This is a genomic window from Pseudomonas sp. (assembly GCF_049300855.1).
Taxonomy (GTDB): domain Bacteria; phylum Pseudomonadota; class Gammaproteobacteria; order Pseudomonadales; family Pseudomonadaceae; genus Aquipseudomonas.
In genome coordinates this window covers 19,417-38,610 of record NZ_JBAQKH010000020.1, presented here as the reverse complement: position 1 = coordinate 38,610, position 19,194 = coordinate 19,417, and the positions used below count along the sequence as shown (strand labels likewise).

General features: G+C 59.3%; 17 protein-coding genes. 5 read left to right on the top strand and 12 right to left on the bottom strand.

Going from position 1 to position 19,194, the window contains the following annotated elements:
- Window positions 1–69: 69 nt before the first annotated feature.
- Window positions 70–1,137, bottom strand: coding sequence for an ABC transporter substrate-binding protein (locus WA225_RS07655; protein ID WP_093441622.1), 1,068 nt, complete (start codon window positions 1,135–1,137; stop codon window positions 70–72).
- 350 nt (window positions 1,138–1,487) lie between these two features.
- On the opposite strand from WA225_RS07655, the gene WA225_RS07650 reads away from it, so the two are divergent.
- Window positions 1,488–2,201 carry a UTRA domain-containing protein gene (locus WA225_RS07650; RefSeq protein WP_422607469.1) on the top strand — a complete coding sequence of 238 codons (714 nt, stop codon included), beginning with the start codon at window positions 1,488–1,490 and terminating at the stop codon, window positions 2,199–2,201.
- 498 nt (window positions 2,202–2,699) lie between these two features.
- On the opposite strand, the gene WA225_RS07645 is transcribed toward WA225_RS07650, so the two are convergent.
- Entirely contained in the window at window positions 2,700–4,034 is a 1,335-nt protein-coding gene (locus tag WA225_RS07645; RefSeq protein ID WP_422607468.1) for an amidohydrolase, read from the bottom strand.
- 305 nt (window positions 4,035–4,339) lie between these two features.
- On the opposite strand from WA225_RS07645, the gene WA225_RS07640 reads away from it, so the two are divergent.
- Together WA225_RS07640 and WA225_RS07635 are read left to right on the top strand one after the other, a co-directional pair.
- Entirely contained in the window at window positions 4,340–6,286 is a 1,947-nt protein-coding gene (locus WA225_RS07640; protein WP_422607467.1) for an S-type pyocin domain-containing protein, read from the top strand.
- A 1-nt stretch (window position 6,287) separates the two neighbouring features.
- The gene (locus WA225_RS07635; protein WP_422607466.1) at window positions 6,288–6,536 is read left to right on the top strand and encodes a bacteriocin immunity protein; all 249 of its coding nucleotides are present in this window, start codon (window positions 6,288–6,290) and stop codon (window positions 6,534–6,536) included.
- A 49-nt stretch (window positions 6,537–6,585) separates the two neighbouring features.
- Here WA225_RS07635 and WA225_RS07630 read toward each other — a convergent pair whose 3' ends face one another.
- The 7 genes from WA225_RS07630 to minC form a co-directional block, all read right to left on the bottom strand.
- Window positions 6,586–8,742 carry a mechanosensitive ion channel family protein gene (locus WA225_RS07630; RefSeq protein ID WP_422607465.1) on the bottom strand — a complete coding sequence of 719 codons (2,157 nt, stop codon included), beginning with the start codon at window positions 8,740–8,742 and terminating at the stop codon, window positions 6,586–6,588.
- Window positions 8,743–8,819: 77 nt separating this feature from the next.
- Window positions 8,820–8,996: a hypothetical protein gene (locus WA225_RS07625; RefSeq protein WP_164979415.1), complete on the bottom strand. Its 177-nt coding sequence runs from the start codon at window positions 8,994–8,996 to the stop codon at window positions 8,820–8,822.
- A 148-nt stretch (window positions 8,997–9,144) separates the two neighbouring features.
- Entirely contained in the window at window positions 9,145–10,434 is a 1,290-nt protein-coding gene (locus tag WA225_RS07620; RefSeq protein ID WP_007919200.1) for a M18 family aminopeptidase, read from the bottom strand.
- A 179-nt stretch (window positions 10,435–10,613) separates the two neighbouring features.
- A complete protein-coding gene (locus WA225_RS07615; RefSeq protein WP_034151766.1) occupies window positions 10,614–11,249 on the bottom strand; it encodes an RluA family pseudouridine synthase in 636 nt (211 codons plus the stop codon).
- 91 nt (window positions 11,250–11,340) lie between these two features.
- Complete coding sequence (minE, locus tag WA225_RS07610) at window positions 11,341–11,595, bottom strand: cell division topological specificity factor MinE (RefSeq protein ID WP_003223146.1); 255 nt, start codon at window positions 11,593–11,595, stop codon at window positions 11,341–11,343.
- Window positions 11,595–12,407, bottom strand: a complete 813-nt coding sequence (minD, locus tag WA225_RS07605; RefSeq protein ID WP_007913953.1) for a septum site-determining protein MinD — start codon at window positions 12,405–12,407, stop codon at window positions 11,595–11,597. Before minD ends, minE begins: the two co-directional genes overlap by 1 nt.
- Before the next feature lie 169 nt (window positions 12,408–12,576).
- The gene (minC, locus tag WA225_RS07600) at window positions 12,577–13,314 is read right to left on the bottom strand and encodes a septum site-determining protein MinC (protein ID WP_038367080.1); all 738 of its coding nucleotides are present in this window, start codon (window positions 13,312–13,314) and stop codon (window positions 12,577–12,579) included.
- 117 nt (window positions 13,315–13,431) lie between these two features.
- Here minC and WA225_RS07595 point away from each other — a divergent pair, with 117 nt between their 5' ends.
- Entirely contained in the window at window positions 13,432–14,364 is a 933-nt protein-coding gene (locus tag WA225_RS07595) for a lipid A biosynthesis lauroyl acyltransferase (RefSeq protein WP_016982867.1), read from the top strand.
- A gap of 35 nt (window positions 14,365–14,399) precedes the next feature.
- The gene (locus tag WA225_RS07590; protein WP_422607464.1) at window positions 14,400–15,572 is read left to right on the top strand and encodes a patatin-like phospholipase family protein; all 1,173 of its coding nucleotides are present in this window, start codon (window positions 14,400–14,402) and stop codon (window positions 15,570–15,572) included.
- Between the two features lie 137 nt (window positions 15,573–15,709).
- Here the strand turns inward: WA225_RS07590 and WA225_RS07585 are convergent, their stop codons facing one another.
- The 3 genes from WA225_RS07585 to WA225_RS07575 all read right to left on the bottom strand — a co-directional run bounded on the left by WA225_RS07585 (window position 15,710) and on the right by WA225_RS07575 (window position 19,099).
- Complete coding sequence (locus WA225_RS07585) at window positions 15,710–16,495, bottom strand: outer membrane protein OmpK (RefSeq protein ID WP_129391263.1); 786 nt, start codon at window positions 16,493–16,495, stop codon at window positions 15,710–15,712.
- Window positions 16,496–16,869: 374 nt separating this feature from the next.
- Complete coding sequence (locus WA225_RS07580; protein ID WP_242209778.1) at window positions 16,870–17,655, bottom strand: outer membrane protein OmpK; 786 nt, start codon at window positions 17,653–17,655, stop codon at window positions 16,870–16,872.
- Window positions 17,656–17,740: 85 nt separating this feature from the next.
- Window positions 17,741–19,099, bottom strand: a complete 1,359-nt coding sequence (locus WA225_RS07575) for a nucleobase:cation symporter-2 family protein (protein ID WP_422607463.1) — start codon at window positions 19,097–19,099, stop codon at window positions 17,741–17,743.
- Between the last annotated feature and the right edge of the window lie 95 nt (window positions 19,100–19,194).

Below are 19,194 nucleotides of genomic sequence, written 5' to 3'. Positions count from 1 at the left end.
CTTTTGATGTTGCTCTTAAAGGGCAAGATCAAAAGATCGCAGCCTGCGGCAGCTCCTACAGATGAAGGATTACTTCATCTCGACGATGACTTCTTCGTTCCACGCCTGCGGCAGCGCTTTGGAAGTTTTTTCCCACGCATCGGCGTCTTTGATCGGAGTGACCTTTTTGTACTGCTCGTTCGGCAGCAGTTTGGCCTTCACGTCTTCCGGCAGTTGCAGGTGCTCGGCGCGGATTGGACGTGCATTGCCGCGAGCGAGGTTGGTCTGGCCGGCGTCGCTGAAGATGTATTCGCGGGTCAGCTTGGCGGCGTTAGGGTTTTTTGCGTATTTGTTGATGATCGTGGTGTAGCCGGAAATTACCGAACCGTCGGACGGGATCAGCACTACGTAGTCATCCGGGTTGGCCATCTTGGCCTTGTAGCTCAGACCGTTGAAGTCCCAGACCACACCCACTTCGATCTCGCCTTTTTCCATGGTGGCGATGGTCGGGTTGGCCATCGACAGGCGACCTTGTTTGGCGATGTCGGCGAACAGCAGCAGGGCAGGCTTGATGTTTTTCTCATCGCCACCGTTGGCCAGTGCGGCAGCCAGAACACCGTTGGCAGCTTGGGCGGCGGTGCTCACGTCACCGATGGAGACCTTGTATTTGCCGCCCTTGAGGTCAGCCCATTTGGTCGGTACTTCGGAGCCGTGCAGCAGCTTCTTGTTGACGATGAAGGCGATGGTGCCGGTGTAGGCCAGTGCCCAGTTGCCGTCCTTGTCCTTGGCCCAGTCCGGGACCTGGTCCCAGGTGCTTGGCTTGTACGGTTGCACCACGCCTTGCTTGACCGCGATCGGGCCGAAGGCGGCACCGACGTCGCCAATGTCGGCGGTGGCGTTGTCTTTTTCGGCGGCGAACTTGGCGATTTCCTGGGCCGAGCTCATGTCGGTGTCGATGTGCTTCAGGCCGTAGGTCTTGGCCAGGTCTTCCCAGGTGCCTTTCCAGTTGGCCCAGTCATCGGGCATGCCGACGCTGTTGACGGCGCCTTCCGCTTTCGCAGCGGCTTCGAGGGTTTTCAGATCGGTGCCGGCGGCCATGGCCGAGGTGCACATTGCAATGGTCGAGCCTAACAGTGTTGCCAGGAAAAGCTGTTTCATTCCGAAGCTCCTTGGTCGTGTTCAACGCTGCGATTGCGGTGGTTGTTGGTCTAGGTCAGCAATACCTGAGCCAATTTAAGGGGGCTGGATGACACTTTGATGTCGGCGGCCTTGCGGCAGGCCTTTTATTTGCCCGCTATCGGCGGCTGCCAAGTAAGCGTAGACCATGGCCAAAGCCCCGCAGGGCAAGGAATTGGCCGATGTATTGCAAGTCATGAGGACGACCGTTCGGTAGTTTTGTCATCTCTCGGTCATCTGCACTGCCTAGGCTTGCAACATCAGCAAACGGCTCGAACGCCGTGCGGTTTTGCCCCGAAACAGTGCTGGTCTAGTCCAGATAGGTAACGTTGATGCGCGATGAGGCAACAAAAGCGGTGACAGCCATTGGCCAGGTGTTGCAGGAGCAACTCGATCACGGCTTGCTGGCGGCGGGCAGCAAGTTGCCGGCCGAGCGCAAGCTCAGTGAGTTGTTTGGCACCACGCGGATTACTGTGCGAGAGGCATTGCTGCAACTGGAGGCGCAGGGTCAGATCTATCGCGAGGAACGGCGTGGCTGGTTCGTGTCGCCGCCGCGTCTGGCCTATAACCTGATGCAGCGCAGTCACTTTCACGCGATGGTCAGTGCGCAAGGGCGGGTGCCGTCGACCGAGGTGATTTCGGCGCGGTTGCAGCCGGCGTCGGCGGCGGTGTGTGCGTGGTTGCAGTTGCCGGCGTTGTCGAGCGTGATTCAGATTTGCCGGGCGCGGCGCATTGATGGGCGGTTGGTGTTGTATGTGGAGCACTATCTGAATCCGCAGTTTTTTCCCGGGATTCTTGAGTTTGATTTGAATCAGTCGATTACCGAGTTGTATGCGCGGCATTACGATTTGCACTATGGGCGGGTGCGCTTCGAGATTGTGCCGACGTCACTGTCGGTGGATGCGGCGGCGGCTTTGCGGGTGTCGGTGGGGAGCCCGGGGTTGCGGATTGCGCGGGTTAATTATGATCAGCATGGGCGGTTGATTGATTGTGATCTGGAGTTTTGGCGGCATGATGCGATTCACGTTGGGGTTGATGTGGTTTGAGCGTTTTGGGGGTATATCCGTTGCTGCGGTAACGGCGGCTTAGGGTTTCGCCCTTACGGCGAGTCACCTTTTCCAAACGCCGAAAAGGTAACCGAAAAGGCTTTGCTCCTGCGTGCGGCCCGCTCGCTGGGGCTCGGGGTTCCTTCGCTGCGGGATCGGTCCGGGCGCAGCGCCTACGGTTTGCTTCGCTGCACCTCCTCTCGCTGTGTTTGGCTGCGCCAAACGGTCGCTGCGCTCCCACCCCCGGATCAATCCCTCCACTCAGCCTTCCGACGTCGCCCGTGGATCAAGATCAAGAGCGGTACTCGAGCTTGCGCTCATTGTGTTGAGTGGTGAAAAGCAGAAGCGATACGAATATCTAACGGTGAATTCAATCCCTGTGGGAGCTGGCTTGCCAGCGATGGCGGCCTGACAGCCGACCTGTTTCTGACAGGCTGCACACGGTCCAAATGTGCTAGCGAGCCTGCTCGCGAAAGCGCTTCCACAGTCACCTCAACCCTACTTGCCCGCCCCGGCATTGGCGTACAAATAATCCGTCGCCAACGACGCCATTGTCCTCACCCCGACCACCAGCGCCGACTCATCCACAAAGAACCCCGGATTGTGATTCGGCGCAGCCTTGCTCATGTCCTGATCCCGCGGCGTCACGCCGAGAAACACAAACAACCCCGGCACTTCCTTGGCATAGAACGAAAAGTCTTCCGCGCCGCCCACCAGCGGTGCATTCACCACATCATCCTTGGCCGCCCACTTCAAGGTCGGCAGCATTTTTTCGGTGAGCGCTGGGTTGTTAATCGTCGGGTCGTATTTTTCGATGATGGTCACGTCGGCTTTTGCACCGCCACTTTCGGCGATTTTTTCCACGGTCTGGCGGACGTCGGCATGCAGTTTCTGGCGGATGCCGTAGTCATAGGAGCGGATCGTGCCGGTCATGTCGACCGATTCAGGAATGATGTTGTAGCGCGTGCCGCCGTTGATGGTGCCGATGCTGACCACTGATGGATAAGACGAGATGTCGGTGCGGCGGCTGACCACGGTTTGCAGGCCGACGATGGTTTGTGCGCCGACGGTGATCGGGTCGATGCCGTCCCACGGGCGGCCGGCATGGGTTTGTTTGCCGAGGATTTTGATGCGCAGGTCGTCGGAGCTGGCGAGGGTGGCGCCTGGGCGGTAGGCGATTTGGCCGGCGGGGACGCCGGCCCAGACGTGCAGGCCGAACACGGCGTCGGGTTTGGGTGATTTCATCACGCCTTCCTCGACCATCATTTTTGCGCCCCAGGTGTTTTTGCCGTCGGGGATGAAGTCGCTTGGGCCTTCTTCGGCGGGCTGGAAGTAGAACACCACGGTGCCGGGCAAGGTGTCGCGCATGCCCGTGAGAATTTTCGCCGTGCTGAGCAGGATCGCGGTGTGGGCGTCGTGGCCGCAGGCGTGCATGACGTCGACTTCTTTGTCGAGATAAGTGCCTTTGGCTTTTGAGGCGAAGGGCAGGTCGGAGACTTCCTTGACCGGCAGTGCGTCCATGTCGGCGCGCAGGGCCACGGTCGGGCCGGGCAGGGCGCCTTTGAGGACGGCAACCACGCCGGTACGGGCGACGCCGGTTTTGACGTCCAGGCCCATGGCTTTGAGTTGTTTGGCGACCAGCTCGGCGGTGCGTTTTTCGGTGTTGCCGAGTTCCGGGTGGGCGTGGATGTCGCGGCGGGTTTCCAGCAGTTCGGGCTCAAGCTTTTGCGCCTGTTCGGCGATTGTGCTGCGGGTGCTGTCCAGCGTGGCAGCACCGGCGTGACCAGCGAGCAGGGTAATGAAAACGGCTTGGGCAATGCGTGTCAGCTGCATCGGGTTTCTCCTTGTTTATTGTTCTTGGCTTCCCTGTCTGTGACAAACGCCCAGCAGGTAAGTGCTCTTGGGTGATTGAAGCGCTGCGCTACCTTCCAAAGTTGCTGAAGAAAAAGAGTAGTAGAGAAACGTCCTACCGCTTTATCAGTTTCGTCCGGCGTGACAGATAAAACGCGGGCGATAACTATGTACCGCACCGCACAACATTTATTTCCATAAATTTCTCCAGATGCCGGTCACGTTATTGGCTGTTTGAGGGTGGCCGGCCAGCGCGACGAAAACTATTGTCCATGGAGGATTTATAAATGCAGCGTAATGGAATAACGCTCCCGCCGATTGTTGTGCGTCCGGATAAACAAGATGAATATTTACATTATTTAGGGCAGGGGGATGGTTCGGGGCGAAATGTTGATTTCGCCCCGCTGGGTGAAATTCTGGATTTGGAAAATGCTTACAAGTCGGTTTCCGGAAACCTGGCACAAGTACTTGAAGTTGAACTTGTGCACGTCAGAAACGGAGGCGATTCAATTCCACTCCCTCCGCTGGAGGCCTTGGCGAGAGAGTTGCGCTTTAGAGATTCGCTGATCGTCCGCAAGTACACGGCTTTGTTGTCGACACAGGATGTTGCCATCCAGCAATTCGGTCAGGCGCAAGTTGAACGGTTTTATAATAGCGGCCGCTTGCCACAGGTGAATCGGCGAAACTCCGGCGTCACTGTGTTGCAAGCCTACAGTGCGCTGTTTAACGCCAAGTTGCTGGTTGAAGGCATCGGGTTGCTGAACACCCAGTCCGCAAGACTCAGGGAAGTTGTTGCCGTCGTACAAGCGCAAGAGGCTGAGCGGATTGCCCAAGAGCAGGCGCGATTGGCGGCGGAACATGCTCGGCAGGTTGCTGAGGAACAGGCCCGTGCTGCGCAGGATCAAGCGCGCCGTATGGCGGAAGAGTTAGCGCGTATTGCCGCCGCCAATGAAATCAAGCGACTGGCGGAAGAGCAAGCCCGTTTGGCGGCGCAAGCCCGGGAGCGAAAGCTCGCCGAGGAGCGGGCAACGCTTGAGGCAGAAGCTGAAGCACGCCGGCTCGCAGAGGAAAAGCGCCGACTGGAGGATGCCGAACAGGCCAATCGCTCGATTGAAGACCAGCGCCCAGGTCTGGGTCATGGCGTTCCCTTGCGCCTTCAGGGCAATGTCGCCAACGCCCAGTTGGTTTTTGCGACATCCAGTGGCGCAGTGGCCATTGCCGACAATCTGATGGCTGGATTAGCTGCCGTCATTCGCTCGGCGGTTGCCGGCCTGTCGGGTCTCGCTGCAGGCACGGCGTCGGGTCTGATGGTGGGTGTGAGTGCGTTCATCTACTCACCGACGCTGGGCAATGGTGAGTTGCCCGAGCGCTTCGTGCTCAGCCATCCGTTGTCGGACTTGCTACCCGGGCCTTTACCGGATCTGCACAGGCTGGCAAGCGAAAGGGCGTTGCTGGATTTACCCGTACGTTTAAGTCCCCGGCCATTGACAAGCAATCTGGTGGAACTGCTGGTTGTTCCGGTCGGCGGTAAAAGACTCCCTTCCGGCGTACGGGTGATTGCAGCCGGTTATAACCCCGGGGAAAACACCTACGGCACCACGCTTACTGACCTTCCGCCAACAACCGTGGTCTGGACGCCTTCAGTAACGCCGACTGACAGTTCAACGCAGTTGCCCGTCGAAGAATCAGCTCCACCGCGATACTTCGGCGGCAATCTCGTCCCGATTGAAGGACGGATCGATACCTATCCTGTCCCGGGCAACATTCACTTCGACGACTTCATTCTGGTTTTCCCGCCGGAATCGGGACTGCCACCGCAGTACGTCATGTTCCGGGATCGCCGGAATGATCCGGGGGTTGCCAGCGGCTATGGAGAGCCGGTACCGAGTAGATGGCTGGAGGCGGCTGCGCAAGGCGAGGGCGCGGCGATTCCTTCGCAGATTGCCGATCAGTTGAGGGGGAAAGAGTTCAAGAGTTTCAGGGTTTTTAGAGAGACGTTCTGGAAGACTGTTTTCAATGATGGAAAGTTGGCTGATTTGTTTAATGCGACAAGTTTGAACGAAATGAAAAAGGGCAAAGCCCCGATAGTTAGATTTGGCGATACAGCAGGGGCAAGAGTGAAATACGAACTACATCACAAGGTCGGCTTGGCAGAGGGAGGGGATTTATATAATGCTGACAACATAAATATCGTTACCCCGAAGGCACATGTTGAAATTCATAAAGGGCTTTGAAATGAAATCGATACAGGATATGAGAGAGGAAGATTTTCTTGAGTTTGTCAAGAAAATATATAATTCCGGGTTTGCTACAGAGAAACAGCAAATTACTGCCATTCTTGAGTTCTCCAGGCTAGTTGAACATCCTTCTGGTCACGATTTGATTTACTACCCAGAGGAAGGCAAGGATGGGCCTGAAAATGTTGTCTTGGAGGTGAAAAAATGGCGCTCCGCTAACGGTAAACCCGGTTTCAAAGATCAATAAAAATACCCCCCTATTGGCACTGCCTGCCAATAGGGGGGCACATTCGGGTTCAGTTCTCCTTCTTATACTCCGCACCCGGTGTGATCACCTGCACACTCATTCTCGGCGTTGCCAGATCCAGTCCGGCTTCGTCGAGATGCCGTTTGAGCGACAGGTTGAAGGCCCGCGAAACTTCCCACTGTTTGATCGGCGCAGTCTTGAACCGCGCGCGCAGAATCGCGCTGCCGGATTCGAAACTCTCGACACCCTGAATCTCCAGCGGCGACCAGATGTTGCGTCGCTGCAGCGGATCGGTGCGCATCTTCTGCCCGACTTCGCGCATCAGTTTGATCGCGTCGTCGATTTCCATGTTGTACGGCACCGCGACGCGGAAGATCGCGTAGCCGAATTCGCGGGAGTAGTTCTTGATGCTTTTGATTTCGCTGAACGGGATGGTGTGGACGATGCCGTCGATGTCGCGCAGGCGCACCGTGCGGATGGTCAGGCCTTCGACGGTGCCGAGGTGGCCGCCGACGTCCACGTAGTCATCGATGGCCAGTGAGTCTTCGATGATGATGAACAGGCCGGTGATCAAGTCCGCAACCAGCGACTGTGCACCGAAACCGATGGCCAGACCGATCACACCGGCACCGGCCAGCAGTGGCGTGACGTTCATGCCCATGTTCGCCAGGGCGACGATCAGCGCGATGATGAAAATCGCCACGAACAGCACGTTGCGGATCAGCGGCATCATCGTTTGCGCACGGGCATTCGCCAGGCCTTTGCGCGAGCGGGTGAGGGCGTGGTGCACGGCGGTGTCGGCGAGGATCCAGATCAGCCAGGAGAAAATCAGTGTGCCGATCAGGCTGAACAGTTTGACGCTGACGTCATGCCCTTCGCCCTCGGCGAAACCGATCAGCGACTGGCCCCACACGCGCAGGCCGAGTTCGATAAAGACCAGCCAGACCACCAGGTGCGCGAGGGTATAGAAGAAGCTTTTCAGACGTTCGGAATAGAGCGCATGGCGTTTCGGCCCGCGTTGCGGTTTCAGGGAATGGCGGCGGACGAGGCCGTTGATCACCATGCACATCACCAGCAGCACGGTGCAGATCAGCGACTGGCGCAGTGCGGTGCTGGTGTCGCCAGCGGAAACGAAGGTGGCGAACAGCGAGATGCCGACCAGCACCAGCGCCGGCACGTACCAGAAGGTCCCGAGAATTTCGATGGTGTCGCTGAGGGCGCGGCGGGTCAGGCGTCGCGACAGCGGCTGGTTGCGGATCAGGTGCGCGATCGGCCGGCGGAAACGCAGGATGAACAGGCCGGTCGAGATTGCCGCGAGCACATTGGCGACGGTCGCGGCGGTGTGCGCCAGGTGCACGCCCAGACTTTCGATCAGGCGTGGATCATTCAGCGCTTCACCGAACGCGGCGAAGCTGCCGATCAGCCACAACGGCCGAAACGCCTGATGACGCAATATGTACAACGCGCGATGGCGGTGCGGGCCGTCGAGCAGGGAAAACGCGATCACGCAGATCGCCGAGAAGCAGGTGCCGACCACCAGCGCATAAGCCAGCACCATCGCCAGGCTTTTGCCCAATGACGACGGCAGCGCGTAGCTCATGTAGACGGTCATCACCAATGCGATCAGCCACGGCCCGAGCTTGCGCAGCGCAAAACGCAGCATGTCGAGGGCCCTGGGGTGTTGCGGCAGTTCTTCGGTGAGGCCGAAGCGCATGCGCACCCGATGCCCGAGCCAGATCAGCGCGGCGGCGAGCAGGCTCCAGACCATCAGGATCACGGCGAAGCCAAAGATGATCGGCAGCCACTCATTGGCGGGCAACATCATCGCGCTCAGTTCGTCCTTGGCCAGGTCGAACTCGTTGCCCCAGCGATTGAGCGGGCTGTCGGCGCCGGTGAATTGTTTTTCGAAGTTGGCGAGGGTGCCGCCGATCAGGCCGAGCACGCCTTCTTCGGGGTTGGCCTGGGCTTTTTTGGTGGCGTCGCGCAGCTTCTTCAGATCGGTCAGCAGTTGGGCGCGTTGCTTGTCGTTTTCCAGCGACTTGATGACTTCGTCGAGGGACTGGCCGAGCGGTTCCTGGGCTTCGGGCTGGGCTTTGTTGGTGTTGAGCAGCCCGGGCAACCCGACCGCGTGGGCGGGCGCCAGCGGCAGCAGCGTCATCAGGCAGACGAGGAACAGACTGGGCAAAGCAAAAAGACGAGCGAACACTAGGCGGTCAACCTCGCAAGGGGCGGATTCGCTGGAGTGTACGAGGCCCACCAAAGCAATGCGAGCCGGGCGCGGATTTATTCGTTGAGTTTGGCGAGGATCTTGTAGATCACGGTGGCGAGGATCATCAGCATGCCGATCCACATGGCGAAGACGCCAGCGTTCTTGTCACGGAAGTTGAAGCCGATGGCCAGCAGGATCATCCCGGTAAGGATCGGCACGAGCATGGCGTGGAATGAAGACATCGAGATCATGGAGACTGCCTTGTCGAAATGAATGATGTAAGTCTAGGCGGCTTTGTGTGTAGGAGCTGCCGAAGGCTGCGATCTTTTGATCTTCAAAACAACATCAAAAGATCGCAGCCTTCGGCAGCTCCTACAGGGACCAGGTGGTCCCGCGTTGTTACGGCAACTCGCGGCAGGCGTAAAACGCGCTCAGCACTTTGACCAGATGCGCCAGGTCGTGGCTGCCGCACAGTTCACGGATCGAATGCATGGCGAAGGTCGGCAGGCCGATATCGACGGTGCGCACGCCGAGATGGCTGGCGGTGATCGGGCCGATGGTCGAGCCGCAACCCATGTCGCTGCGCACCACAAAGCTTTGCACCGGCACTTCTTCGGCCATGCACAGATGGCGGAAGAAGCCGGCGGTTTCGCTGTTGGTGGCGTAGCGCTGGTTGCTGTTGACCTTGATCACCGGGCCGGCGTTGAGTTTCGGGCCGTGATTGGCGTCGTGCTTTTCTGCGTAGTTGGGGTGCACGCCGTGGGCGTTGTCGGCCGAGACCAGCAGGGATTTCTGGATGGTGCGGACGAACTCGTCACCTTCCGGCAGCAGGCGGCGCAGGGTTTGTTCGAGCATCGGGCCATCGGCGCCGCAGGCCGAGCAGGAACCGACTTCTTCGTGGTCGTTGCACACCAGCACGCAGGTTTCGTCGGTTTCGGCGGTGAGCAAGGCTTGCAGGCCGGCGTAGCACGACAGCAGGTTGTCGAGGCGCGCGCCGGCAATGAAGTCGCCGTTCAGGCCAATAACAGCAGCGCTTTGCGTGTCGTAGAAGCTCAGCTCGTAGTCGAGCACCACGTCGGCGTTCAAGCCATGTTCGCGAGCCAGTTGATCGGTGAGCACGGCGCGGAAATCAACGCGTTCGTCACCGGCGAATTGCGCGAGGATCGGCGGCAGTTCGGTCTGCGCGTTGATCGCCCAGCCCTGATTGGCTTCACGGTTGAGGTGAATGGCCAGGTTGGGAATGATCGCGATCGGTGCCTTGAAGTCGATCAACTGGCTTTCGACCTTGCCGTCGCGGCGGAAGGTTACGCGGCCGGCCAGCGACAGATCGCGGTCGAACCACGGTGCCAGCAGCGCGCCGCCGTAGACTTCAACGCCCAGTTGCCAGAAACCCTGACGCTGCAGTTCCGGTTGCGGCTTGACCCGCAGGCACGGGCTGTCGGTGTGCGCACCGACCAGGCGGATACCGCCATGCAGCGGCGAGGTGCGGCCCATTTTGATCGCGACGATCGAGGAGTCGTTACGGGTGACGTAATAACGGCCGTTTGGCTCGGTGGTCCATGGCTCGCGCTCGTCGAGGCGCACGAAACCGGCGGCCTCCAGACGCTGCACCAGACTGGCAGTGGCGTGGAACGGGGTAGGGGAGGCCTTGAGGAAGTCGATCAGGCCTTGGTTCAACTCTTCGCGCATAAGAAACTCCAGACAGCAATGGGCGGGAGTTTAACGCATTGACCGGGGAATTGAATCTGCACCGGATCCCCTGTGGGAGCGAGCTTGCTCGCGAAAGCGATTGATCAGTCAACATCAATGCTGAATGTGATACCGCTTTCGCGAGCAAGCTCGCTCCCACAGGGGGGCAGTGTTGTCTGTCAGAACGGTGCAGGGCACTCGAAGCGCAGGCGTTCGCCGGTTTGCGGGTGGGTGAAGCTGAGCATGCTCGCGTGCAGGCACAGGCGTGGCCATGCCGCCAGCGCCTGTTCGTGGGCGTAGAGCCCGTCGCCGAGCAGCGGATGCCCGATCGACAGCATGTGCACGCGCAGCTGGTGCGAACGACCGGTAATCGGCGTCAGCTCGACGCGACACCAATCACCGCAACGCTCCAGCACACGCCAGAAGGTCAGCGCGTGTTTGCCGAATTCGTGGTCGACGACGTGGCGCGGTTTGGTCGGCGGGTCGTAACGCAGCGGTAAATCGATGCTGCCGCTGTCCAGTTCCGGCTGACCCCAGGCCAACGCGGTGTAGGCCTTTTCGGTTTCGCGGTCGTGAAACTGCCGCGACAGTTCGCGATGCGTGTCGGCGTCGCGGGCCAGCAGAATGATGCCGGAGGTTTCCCAGTCCAGACGATGGACGATGCGCGCTTCCGGGTAGCCGTTTTCCTGCAAACGGGTAATCAGGCAGTCCTTGTTGTCGTCGGCGCGACCGGGCACCGAGAGCAGCAGCGTCGGCTTGTTCACCACCAGTACGGCAGCGTCCTGATGGATGATGTGGATGTTGGACAGCGGCATTAAAACAGCCTCGTAACAAATGCCAACGGCGGTTCAAGGCCATTCCCGCATGGGGATGGCCCTGAACCGCCGTCGTTCCTGCCGGATCGACTCAGCGATCGGGCAGGGTGATGTTGAGTTCCAGAATCGAGCAACTGCCCTGGCTTTCCAGTGCAACATGTACGTCGTCGTTGCCGATGTTGACGTACTTGCGGATCACGTCGACCAGTTCCTTCTGCAAGGCTGGCAGGTAATCCGGCGTGCTGCGCTGGCCGCGCTCATGCGCCACGATGATCTGTAGACGCTCTTTCGCTACCGAGGCGGTACTTGGCTTTTTGTTGGCACGAAAGAAGTCAAAAAGGTTCATTACCTACCTCCAAACAGGCGCTCGAAGAATCCCTTCTTCTCGACATCGAGGAAACGGTGGGCTTTTTCTTTGCCCAGCAAACGGTCGACGGTATCGCTGTAAGCCTGACCGGCATCGCTCTGGTCGTCGAGAATCACCGGCACGCCCTGGTTGGATGCCTTGAGCACCGCCTGCGATTCCGGGATCACGCCGAGCAGGGTGACCGAGAGGATTTCCTTGACGTCTTCAACGCCGAGCATTTCGCCCTTTTCAACACGCTCTGGATGGTAGCGAGTGATCAGCAGGTGTTCCTTGATCGGGTCTTCGCCACGTTCGGCGCGACGCGATTTGCTCGCCAGCAGGCCGAGCATGCGGTCCGAATCTCGTACCGAGGACACTTCCGGGTTGGTCACGACGATCGCTTCATCAGCGAAGTACATGGCCAGGTGCGCACCTTTTTCGATGCCGGCCGGGGAGTCGCAGACGACGAACTCGAATTGTTCCTTGAGCTCCATCAGGACTTTTTCCACGCCTTCGACAGTCAGCGCGTCTTTGTCGCGGGTCTGACTGGCGGCCAGTACGTAGAGGTTTTCCAGACGCTTGTCTTTGATCAGCGCTTGTTGCAGGTTGGCTTCGCCGTTGACCACGTTGACGAAGTCATACACCACGCGGCGCTCGCAACCCATGATCAGGTCAAGGTTACGCAAGCCCACGTCGAAGTCGACGATCACTGTTTTGTGGCCGCGCAGAGCGAGGCCGGTACCGATAGCGGCGCTGGTGGTGGTCTTACCCACACCACCCTTGCCGGATGTAACCACGAGAATCTTGGCCAAGGTGTTTCACCCCTAAGGAAGAAGGACTTTTTAGCCCCTGAAAAACATCTCTTGAAAACTACTGCAGTCGGACAGCCTTGGCTGGAATTCGGCGTTGAGCCTTTTTCCTACTTCGTTTGAGCCGTTTTCGCTACGTTTTAGAGATGCTTGGAAAATGCGGCAGTATCCGTTAAAGCCGAATGATGTTCAACACGTCGCCCGACAGGCTGACCTGTACGCCTGAGCCCCACATCGGGTCGCGGCGCAAATCTTCGGAAACCTTGTAATGACCGGCGATGGAGATCAGTTCAGCGCTCAATTGCTGACAGAAAATCCGTGCCTTGGTATCACCCTTCACGCCGGCCAGCGCCCGACCGCGCATCGGGCCGTATACATGGATGTTGCCATCGGCGAGAAGTTCCGCCCCCGGACTGACCGAAGACACCACAACCAAATCGCCACCCTGGGCATATATCTGTTGGCCACCACGCACTGGCGTAGTGATGACACGGGTCGGTTTGATGGTCGGCTCAGGCGGCTTTTCCGGCTTCTTTTTGACTTCGGCTTCGGGTGTTTCCAGCGGTCGCTCACGCGCGCCCGACGGCGGCAGCACCGGGATGTCGATGGCAATGGCGGCGGCGATGTCTTCGATGCGGCTGGCGCGAATCGCCAGAGTGCGCAGGCCATGCTGACGGCAGACGCGCATCAGCCCCGGCAGATCGACGGCGCCTTCGCTCGGCGGCAGTTTGTCCAGCGCCAGAACCAGCGGCGCGTTGCTGAAAAAGTTCGGCGCCTGGGCGACTTTGGCGGCCAATTGCCGATCGAGGCTTTCGAGGTCGTTACGGGCCAGTTCCAGCACAGTAATGGCCAGCATGCTGCCCTTGAGCTGGAATACGGGATCTTGGTCTAACGGTTCGGTTTGGCTCATGTCGGCATACAACGGCTTGTCACTAAAAGTGCCGAGACTTATAACGAGAACGCCCGCGAGCCGCAAGCCGGGTCGAACGATGTAGAATGCGCGGCCACTGTATTTACGGAAGCTTTAATGGATCGCCCGCGTTTTCGAAAAGCATTTTTATCGCCACGCTTCTGGCCGCTCTGGTGCGGTCTGGGGCTTTTGTGGCTGATCGTGCAGTTACCGTATCCGGCCTTGCTGACCATCGGTCGAGTTTTGGGCGCCTTGATGTATCGCGTGGCCGGCGACCGGCGGCGCATTGCCAAGCGCAATCTTGAGCTGTGCTTCCCGGAAAAATCCGCCGCCGAGCGCAAACGTCTGCTCAAGGAAAATTTCGCCTCCACCGGCATCGCCTTTTTTGAAATGGCCATGAGCTGGTGGTGGTCGCGCGAGCGTCTGGCCAAACTGGCCCACGTTGAAGGCCTGGAGCATTTGCAAAAGGCCCGGCGCGAAGGCAAAGGCGTGATCCTGATGGCGGCGCATTTCACCACGCTGGAAATCGGTGCAGCGTTGCTCGGCCAGCAGCACACCATCGACGGCATGTACCGCGAGCACAAGAATCCGTTGTTCGACTACGTTCAGCGTCAGGGCCGCGAGCGGCACAACCTCGACTCGCTGGCGGTGGAGCGTGATGACGTGCGCGGCATGCTCAAGTTGCTGCGCTCCGGTCGCGCGATCTGGTACGCACCGGACCAGGACTACGGCGCCAAACAGAGCATCTTCGTTCCGCTGTTCGGCATTCAGGCGGCGACCGTGACGGCGACGACCAAATTTGCTCGTCTCGGCAAGGCGCTGGTGGTGCCGTTCACCCAAGAGCGTCTGGCCGACGGCAGCGGTTATCGCTTGGTGATTCATCCGCCGCTGGAAGACTTCCCCGGCGAAACCGAAGAGGCCGACTGCATCCGCATCAATCAGTGGGTCGAGAGCGCCTTGCGTGCCTGTCCCGAGCAGTACCTGTGGGCGCATCGCCGCTTCAAGAGCCGGCCACCGGGCGAGCCGAAGCTGTACGCCAAACGCGGTTGATTCACCCATCCTTTTGAGCACCATGGAGTGTTGCGATGAGCCCAGCTGAACCGGTCACAGGTTTGATTCTTTCCGGCGGCGGGGCTCGGGCGGCGTATCAGGTGGGGGTGCTGGCGGCGATTGCGGAGTTGCTGCCATTGGGCGCGGACAATCCGTTTCCGGTAATCGTCGGCACCTCGGCCGGGGCGATCAATGCGGTCAGCCTCGCCAGCGGCGCTACCGACTTTCGTGCCGCGATCGAACGCCTCACCTTGTTCTGGCAAGGCTTTCGCAGCCACCGCGTGCTGCGCAGTGACTGGCCCGGGGTTATTCGTCAGGCCAGTCGTTTTGTCAGCCACAGTTTGCTGGGGATGGGCCGGCATCTGCCGGTCGCCCTGCTCAACAGCTCGCCCTTGCGCGACCTGCTCAATGAAAAACTGCACATGCCCGGCATCGCCGAATCCATCGCGCGCAAGCAATTGCATGCAGTGGCGGTGACCGCGTTCGGCTATCAGTCGGGGCAAGCGGTGACGTTCTATCAGGGCGGCGGCAAGATCGACTCGTGGTTGCGGCATCGGCGCATTGGTGTGCCGACGCAACTGTCGGTGGATCACTTGCTGGCCAGCTCGGCGATTCCGCTGTTGTTCGCGCCGGTGAAAATCGGTGATGAATATTTCGGTGACGGCGCGGTGCGGCAATCGGCACCGATCAGCCCGGCGCTGCACTTAGGGGCGAGCCGGGTGCTGGTGGTCGGTGTCAGCGGCAACCCGCGCGGGTTTGATCCGCAGCAGCCGCTGGAGCGCGCCTACACGGGGCAACAGCCGACGCTGGCGCAGATTGGCGGGCACCTGCTCAACAGCACGTTCATTGACAGTCTGGAGAGCGACATCGAGTTGCTGCAGCGTCTCAACCAGTTCAGCCACTTGATGCCTGCCGGCACGCCGACACGTGAATTGGGTGTGGCACCGGTAGAGGTTTTGGTGATTTCGCCGAGTCAGCCGATCGATGAAATTGCCGCGCGGCATCGCCAGGAATTGCCGGCGGCGTTGCGCTTGTTTCTGCGTGGGCCGGGGGCGACCAAGACCAGTGGGGCAGGGGTGTTGAGTTATCTGTTGTTCGAGGCGGGGTATTGCAGCGAGTTGATCGATTTGGGGCGACGGGATGCGTTGGCCAAGCGTGAGGAGTTGTGCCGGTTTTTGGGTATATCCCGGTCGGTGGTTTCAGTCTGAGATTTGTGTGAAGCAAATCGCTGGCAAGCCAGCTCCCACAGGTTTCTGGGTGAACACAATAATTGTGTGCGACACAAAACTCTGTGGGAGCTGGCTTGCCAGCGATGGCGTCCTCACAGACGCCAACTACACCTGCATCAGAAGTGGAACTTCACCAGGAAGCTGGTCACGTTCTGATTGGTGGTGAACGCACGGGTGTCGTCGATCCCGTACTTGTCTTTCCAGTAGTCGTATTCAACACCGACGTACAGCTGCTTCTCGCCGAAATTCAGCGCCTTGCCCAAGTCGTATTTGACCTGTGGGTTGAAGTGCAGGTTGGCGTGGTATTCGCCACGGTTGTTGACGTCGTTGTCGACCACCCAGTCCATGTAGCCGTCGATCAGCACGTTGGAGTCGCCAACCGGGATGGTGTAGGACCAGACCGGGGTGATCTGCCAGACGTTGTCACCCGGGCGCGAGCCTTCGGTGTGGCGCTGGTAGAAGTTCAGCTGGAAGTAGTCGAAGCCCGGGATGGCCAGGTCGAAGCCAGGACCGATCAGGTAGGACTCGGTGTCACCCTCGCCGAACTCGTAGGTCATCGCCAGCAGGACGTCTTTGATCGGGCCGAATTCGATCTTCTGGTCGAGCACCTTGCCCAGCGAGATGCGTGGCTGGAACTCGCCGTAGTAGGTGTTCGGACCGTTGTTGAAGTCCTTGTCACCGTTGTAGAAGATCTTGTCGACGAACAGGAAGTTGTCCCCGTACTTCCAGGCATCGGCGTGCTCGAAGGTGACGGTCTGCTGGATCGCCGGGTTGACCTTGAAGTCTTTACCGTAGAGGTAGGTCAGACTGTTGTTCTGCCACTGCAGCAGGCCATCGGCCATGGCCTGGCCGCCGGCCAACATCGATCCCGCGAGCATCAGGCTGGTGCACATACGTTTCATTCGGTTGCTCCCAAAGTAGGTGTTCCACGTTTATTTTTTTAAGATCGGCGCTCTGGTGTGGCGCCTTTTTTCGTTGCTGCAAAAAGTCATCCGATCGGTCAGCTTCGTTGCTGTTAGCAAGAGCCGAGCCAAGGCTTTCGAAACGCAAAAAAACGCCCGTTCGGCTGCTGAAAAACAGTCGATTGCGCGCGTTTTCGGGATGCCTCGGTACTGGCCGGGGCCGGGATAAGTTGGCCCGTCGGTCAGGAATTAAATCCGGGCTTTTTTTTAGACCGAATTCAGATGGCCGCGGAGAATACTGACTCCTCGGCCAGGTCTCAAGTGCCCCGCAACAGAGCACCGACGACAGGCATGGGGCACGGTTGCGGGCCATCTTAAAAATGCACCTTGACCAGCAGGCTGGCGGTGTTCTGGTTGGTGTCGAAGTTGTGCGTGCTTTCGACGCCGTATTTGTTTTTCCAATAACTGTATTCGGTGCCGACATACAGCTGCTTGTGGCTCCAGCCCAAGGCTTTGCCCAGGTCATATTTGATCTGCGGATTGATGTGCAGGTTGGCGTGGTAGGTGCCGCGCGAGTTCTCATCGTTGTCGACCACCCAGTCGAGGTAGCCGTCGATCAGCACATCGGAATTGCCCAGGGGAAAGCTGTACGACCAGCCGGGAGTGATCTGCCAGACGCCGTCGCCGGGGCGCGGGCCTTCGGTCTGGCGGCGGAAGATGTTCAGGGTGACGTAGTTGAAGCCGGGCACTTTGAGGTCGAAACCGGGGCCGATCAGGTAGGCCTCGCTGTCGCCTTCGCCGTACTCGTAAGTCATCGCCAGCAGCACGTCCTTGATCGGGCCGAACTCGAGCTTCTGGTCGAAGATCTTGCCGAAGGAGAAGCGCGGGGTGAATTCACCGTAGAAGGCGTGGGGGCCTTTGTTCGCGTCTTCTTTGCCGTTGTAGAAGATCTTGTCGACGAACAGGAAGTTGTCGCCGTACTTCCATTTGTCGGCGTGCTCGAAGGTCAGCGTTTGCTGGATCGACGGGTTGATCGCGAAATTCTTGCCGTACAGGTAGCTGAGGCTGTTGGTCTGCCACAGCAGGAGATCGCCGGCCATGGCTTGACTCGCGGCCAGCAGGCCGCCACTCAACAGAACGTTGGTTTGCGTGCGAATCATCTGTTGCTCCCTCTTGTTTTTATTGTTGAGGCAGGGTGTTGCACAGTCCCTGTGGGAGCAAGCTCGCTCCCACAGGGTGACTCCGTTAATGCTGGTGCGCGTGGCAGTCATTGATCGCTGCGCGCTCTTTGCCGCCGAGAATGTTGAACAGCAGGTTCAGCGTCAGCGCGCTGAGCGTGGCCATGGCGATACCGCTGTGAGTGATCGGGCTCATCCACAGTGGCAGGTGCGCGAAGAACTCCGGACGCACCACCGGGATCAGGCCCATGCCGATGCTCACCGCGACCAGCAACTGGTTGCGACGGTCACCGATGTCGGCTTCCTGGAGAATCTTGATCCCGGTCGCCGCGACCATGCCGAACATCGCAATCGCCGCGCCGCCGAGTACCGCCGGTGGAATCGATGCCACCAGGAACGCGGCTTTCGGCAGCAGGCTCAACACGATCAGCAAGCCACCGGCAACGATGGTCACCGAGCGGCAGCGCACGCCAGTCATCTGCACCAGGCCGATGTTCTGCGCGAACGAGGAGTGGGTGAAGGTGTTGAAGAAACCGGCAACGAACGAGGCGCCGGCATCACACAGCAGGCCGCGTCGCAGCATGCGCGGGCAGACTTCCTGGCCGGTGATCTTGCCCAGCGCGAGGAACATGCCGGTGGATTCAACGAAGATGATCACTACCACCAGACACATCGACAGGATCGGTGCGAGTTCGAATTTCGGCATGCCGAAATGCAGCGGGGTGACGAACTGAACCCATGGCGCGTTGGCCATGCCGCTCAGGTCGACCATGCCGATCACGCCGCACAGCACGTAGCCGAAGCACATGCCGATCAGTACGGAGATGTTGACCCAGAAACCGCGCATGAAGCGGTGGATCAACAGAATGGTGCCCAACACCAGGGCGGCGATGGCCAGATAAATCGGTGAACCGAATTGCGTAGCGCCTGCACCGCCACCGGCCCAATTCACGGCCACGGGGAACAGCGACAAACCGATCGAGGTGATGACCGTGCCGGTTACCAGCGGCGGGAAGAAGCGTACGACCTTGGACATGAACGGCGCGATGAGCATGCCGAAGAAACCGGCGGCGATCGTTGCGCCGAAGATGCCTTGCAGGCCGATACCGGGCATGCCGGCCATGGCGACCATGCTGCCGACTGCAGCAAAACTGGCGCCCATCATCACCGGCATGCGAATGCCCATCGGGCCTATCCCCAAGGATTGCACGATGGTGGCGATACCGGCGACCAGCAGGTCGGCGTTGATCAGGAAGGCAATTTCTTCACGACTCAGGCCAGCGGCCTGTCCAATGATCAGCGGCACCGCGATGGCACCACCGTACATCAGCAGAACATGTTGCAAACCGACCAGGATCAGTTGCAAAAGGGGCAATCGCTGAATGGCGGGTGCGTCGGGGATGCGCGCTTTGGACAGCTCGGACATGCAACACCTCGGATCTTTTTATTCTTGTGATTAACAGCTGCCGGGTTGCTCACAGCTGTTTCTTTGCATCAGGTAAAACCGCGTTGCGGCCAATC

Excerpts from the sequence above, each read along its gene's own strand:
- WA225_RS07655 (WP_093441622.1), bottom strand. The coding sequence starts at position 1,137 with ATGAAACAGCTTTTCCTGGCAACACTGTTAGGCTCGACCATTGCAATG.
- WA225_RS07650 (WP_422607469.1), top strand. The coding sequence starts at position 1,488 with ATGCGCGATGAGGCAACAAAAGCGGTGACAGCCATTGGCCAGGTGTTG.
- WA225_RS07645 (WP_422607468.1), bottom strand. The coding sequence starts at position 4,034 with ATGCAGCTGACACGCATTGCCCAAGCCGTTTTCATTACCCTGCTCGCT.
- WA225_RS07640 (WP_422607467.1), top strand. The coding sequence starts at position 4,340 with ATGCAGCGTAATGGAATAACGCTCCCGCCGATTGTTGTGCGTCCGGAT.
- WA225_RS07635 (WP_422607466.1), top strand. The coding sequence starts at position 6,288 with ATGAAATCGATACAGGATATGAGAGAGGAAGATTTTCTTGAGTTTGTC.
- WA225_RS07625 (WP_164979415.1), bottom strand. The coding sequence starts at position 8,996 with ATGATCTCGATGTCTTCATTCCACGCCATGCTCGTGCCGATCCTTACC.
- WA225_RS07620 (WP_007919200.1), bottom strand. The coding sequence starts at position 10,434 with ATGCGCGAAGAGTTGAACCAAGGCCTGATCGACTTCCTCAAGGCCTCC.
- WA225_RS07615 (WP_034151766.1), bottom strand. The coding sequence starts at position 11,249 with ATGCCGCTGTCCAACATCCACATCATCCATCAGGACGCTGCCGTACTG.
- minE (WP_003223146.1), bottom strand. The coding sequence starts at position 11,595 with ATGAACCTTTTTGACTTCTTTCGTGCCAACAAAAAGCCAAGTACCGCC.
- minC (WP_038367080.1), bottom strand. The coding sequence starts at position 13,314 with ATGAGCCAAACCGAACCGTTAGACCAAGATCCCGTATTCCAGCTCAAG.
- WA225_RS07595 (WP_016982867.1), top strand. The coding sequence starts at position 13,432 with ATGGATCGCCCGCGTTTTCGAAAAGCATTTTTATCGCCACGCTTCTGG.
- WA225_RS07590 (WP_422607464.1), top strand. The coding sequence starts at position 14,400 with ATGAGCCCAGCTGAACCGGTCACAGGTTTGATTCTTTCCGGCGGCGGG.
- WA225_RS07585 (WP_129391263.1), bottom strand. The coding sequence starts at position 16,495 with ATGAAACGTATGTGCACCAGCCTGATGCTCGCGGGATCGATGTTGGCC.
- WA225_RS07580 (WP_242209778.1), bottom strand. The coding sequence starts at position 17,655 with ATGATTCGCACGCAAACCAACGTTCTGTTGAGTGGCGGCCTGCTGGCC.
- WA225_RS07575 (WP_422607463.1), bottom strand. The coding sequence starts at position 19,099 with ATGTCCGAGCTGTCCAAAGCGCGCATCCCCGACGCACCCGCCATTCAG.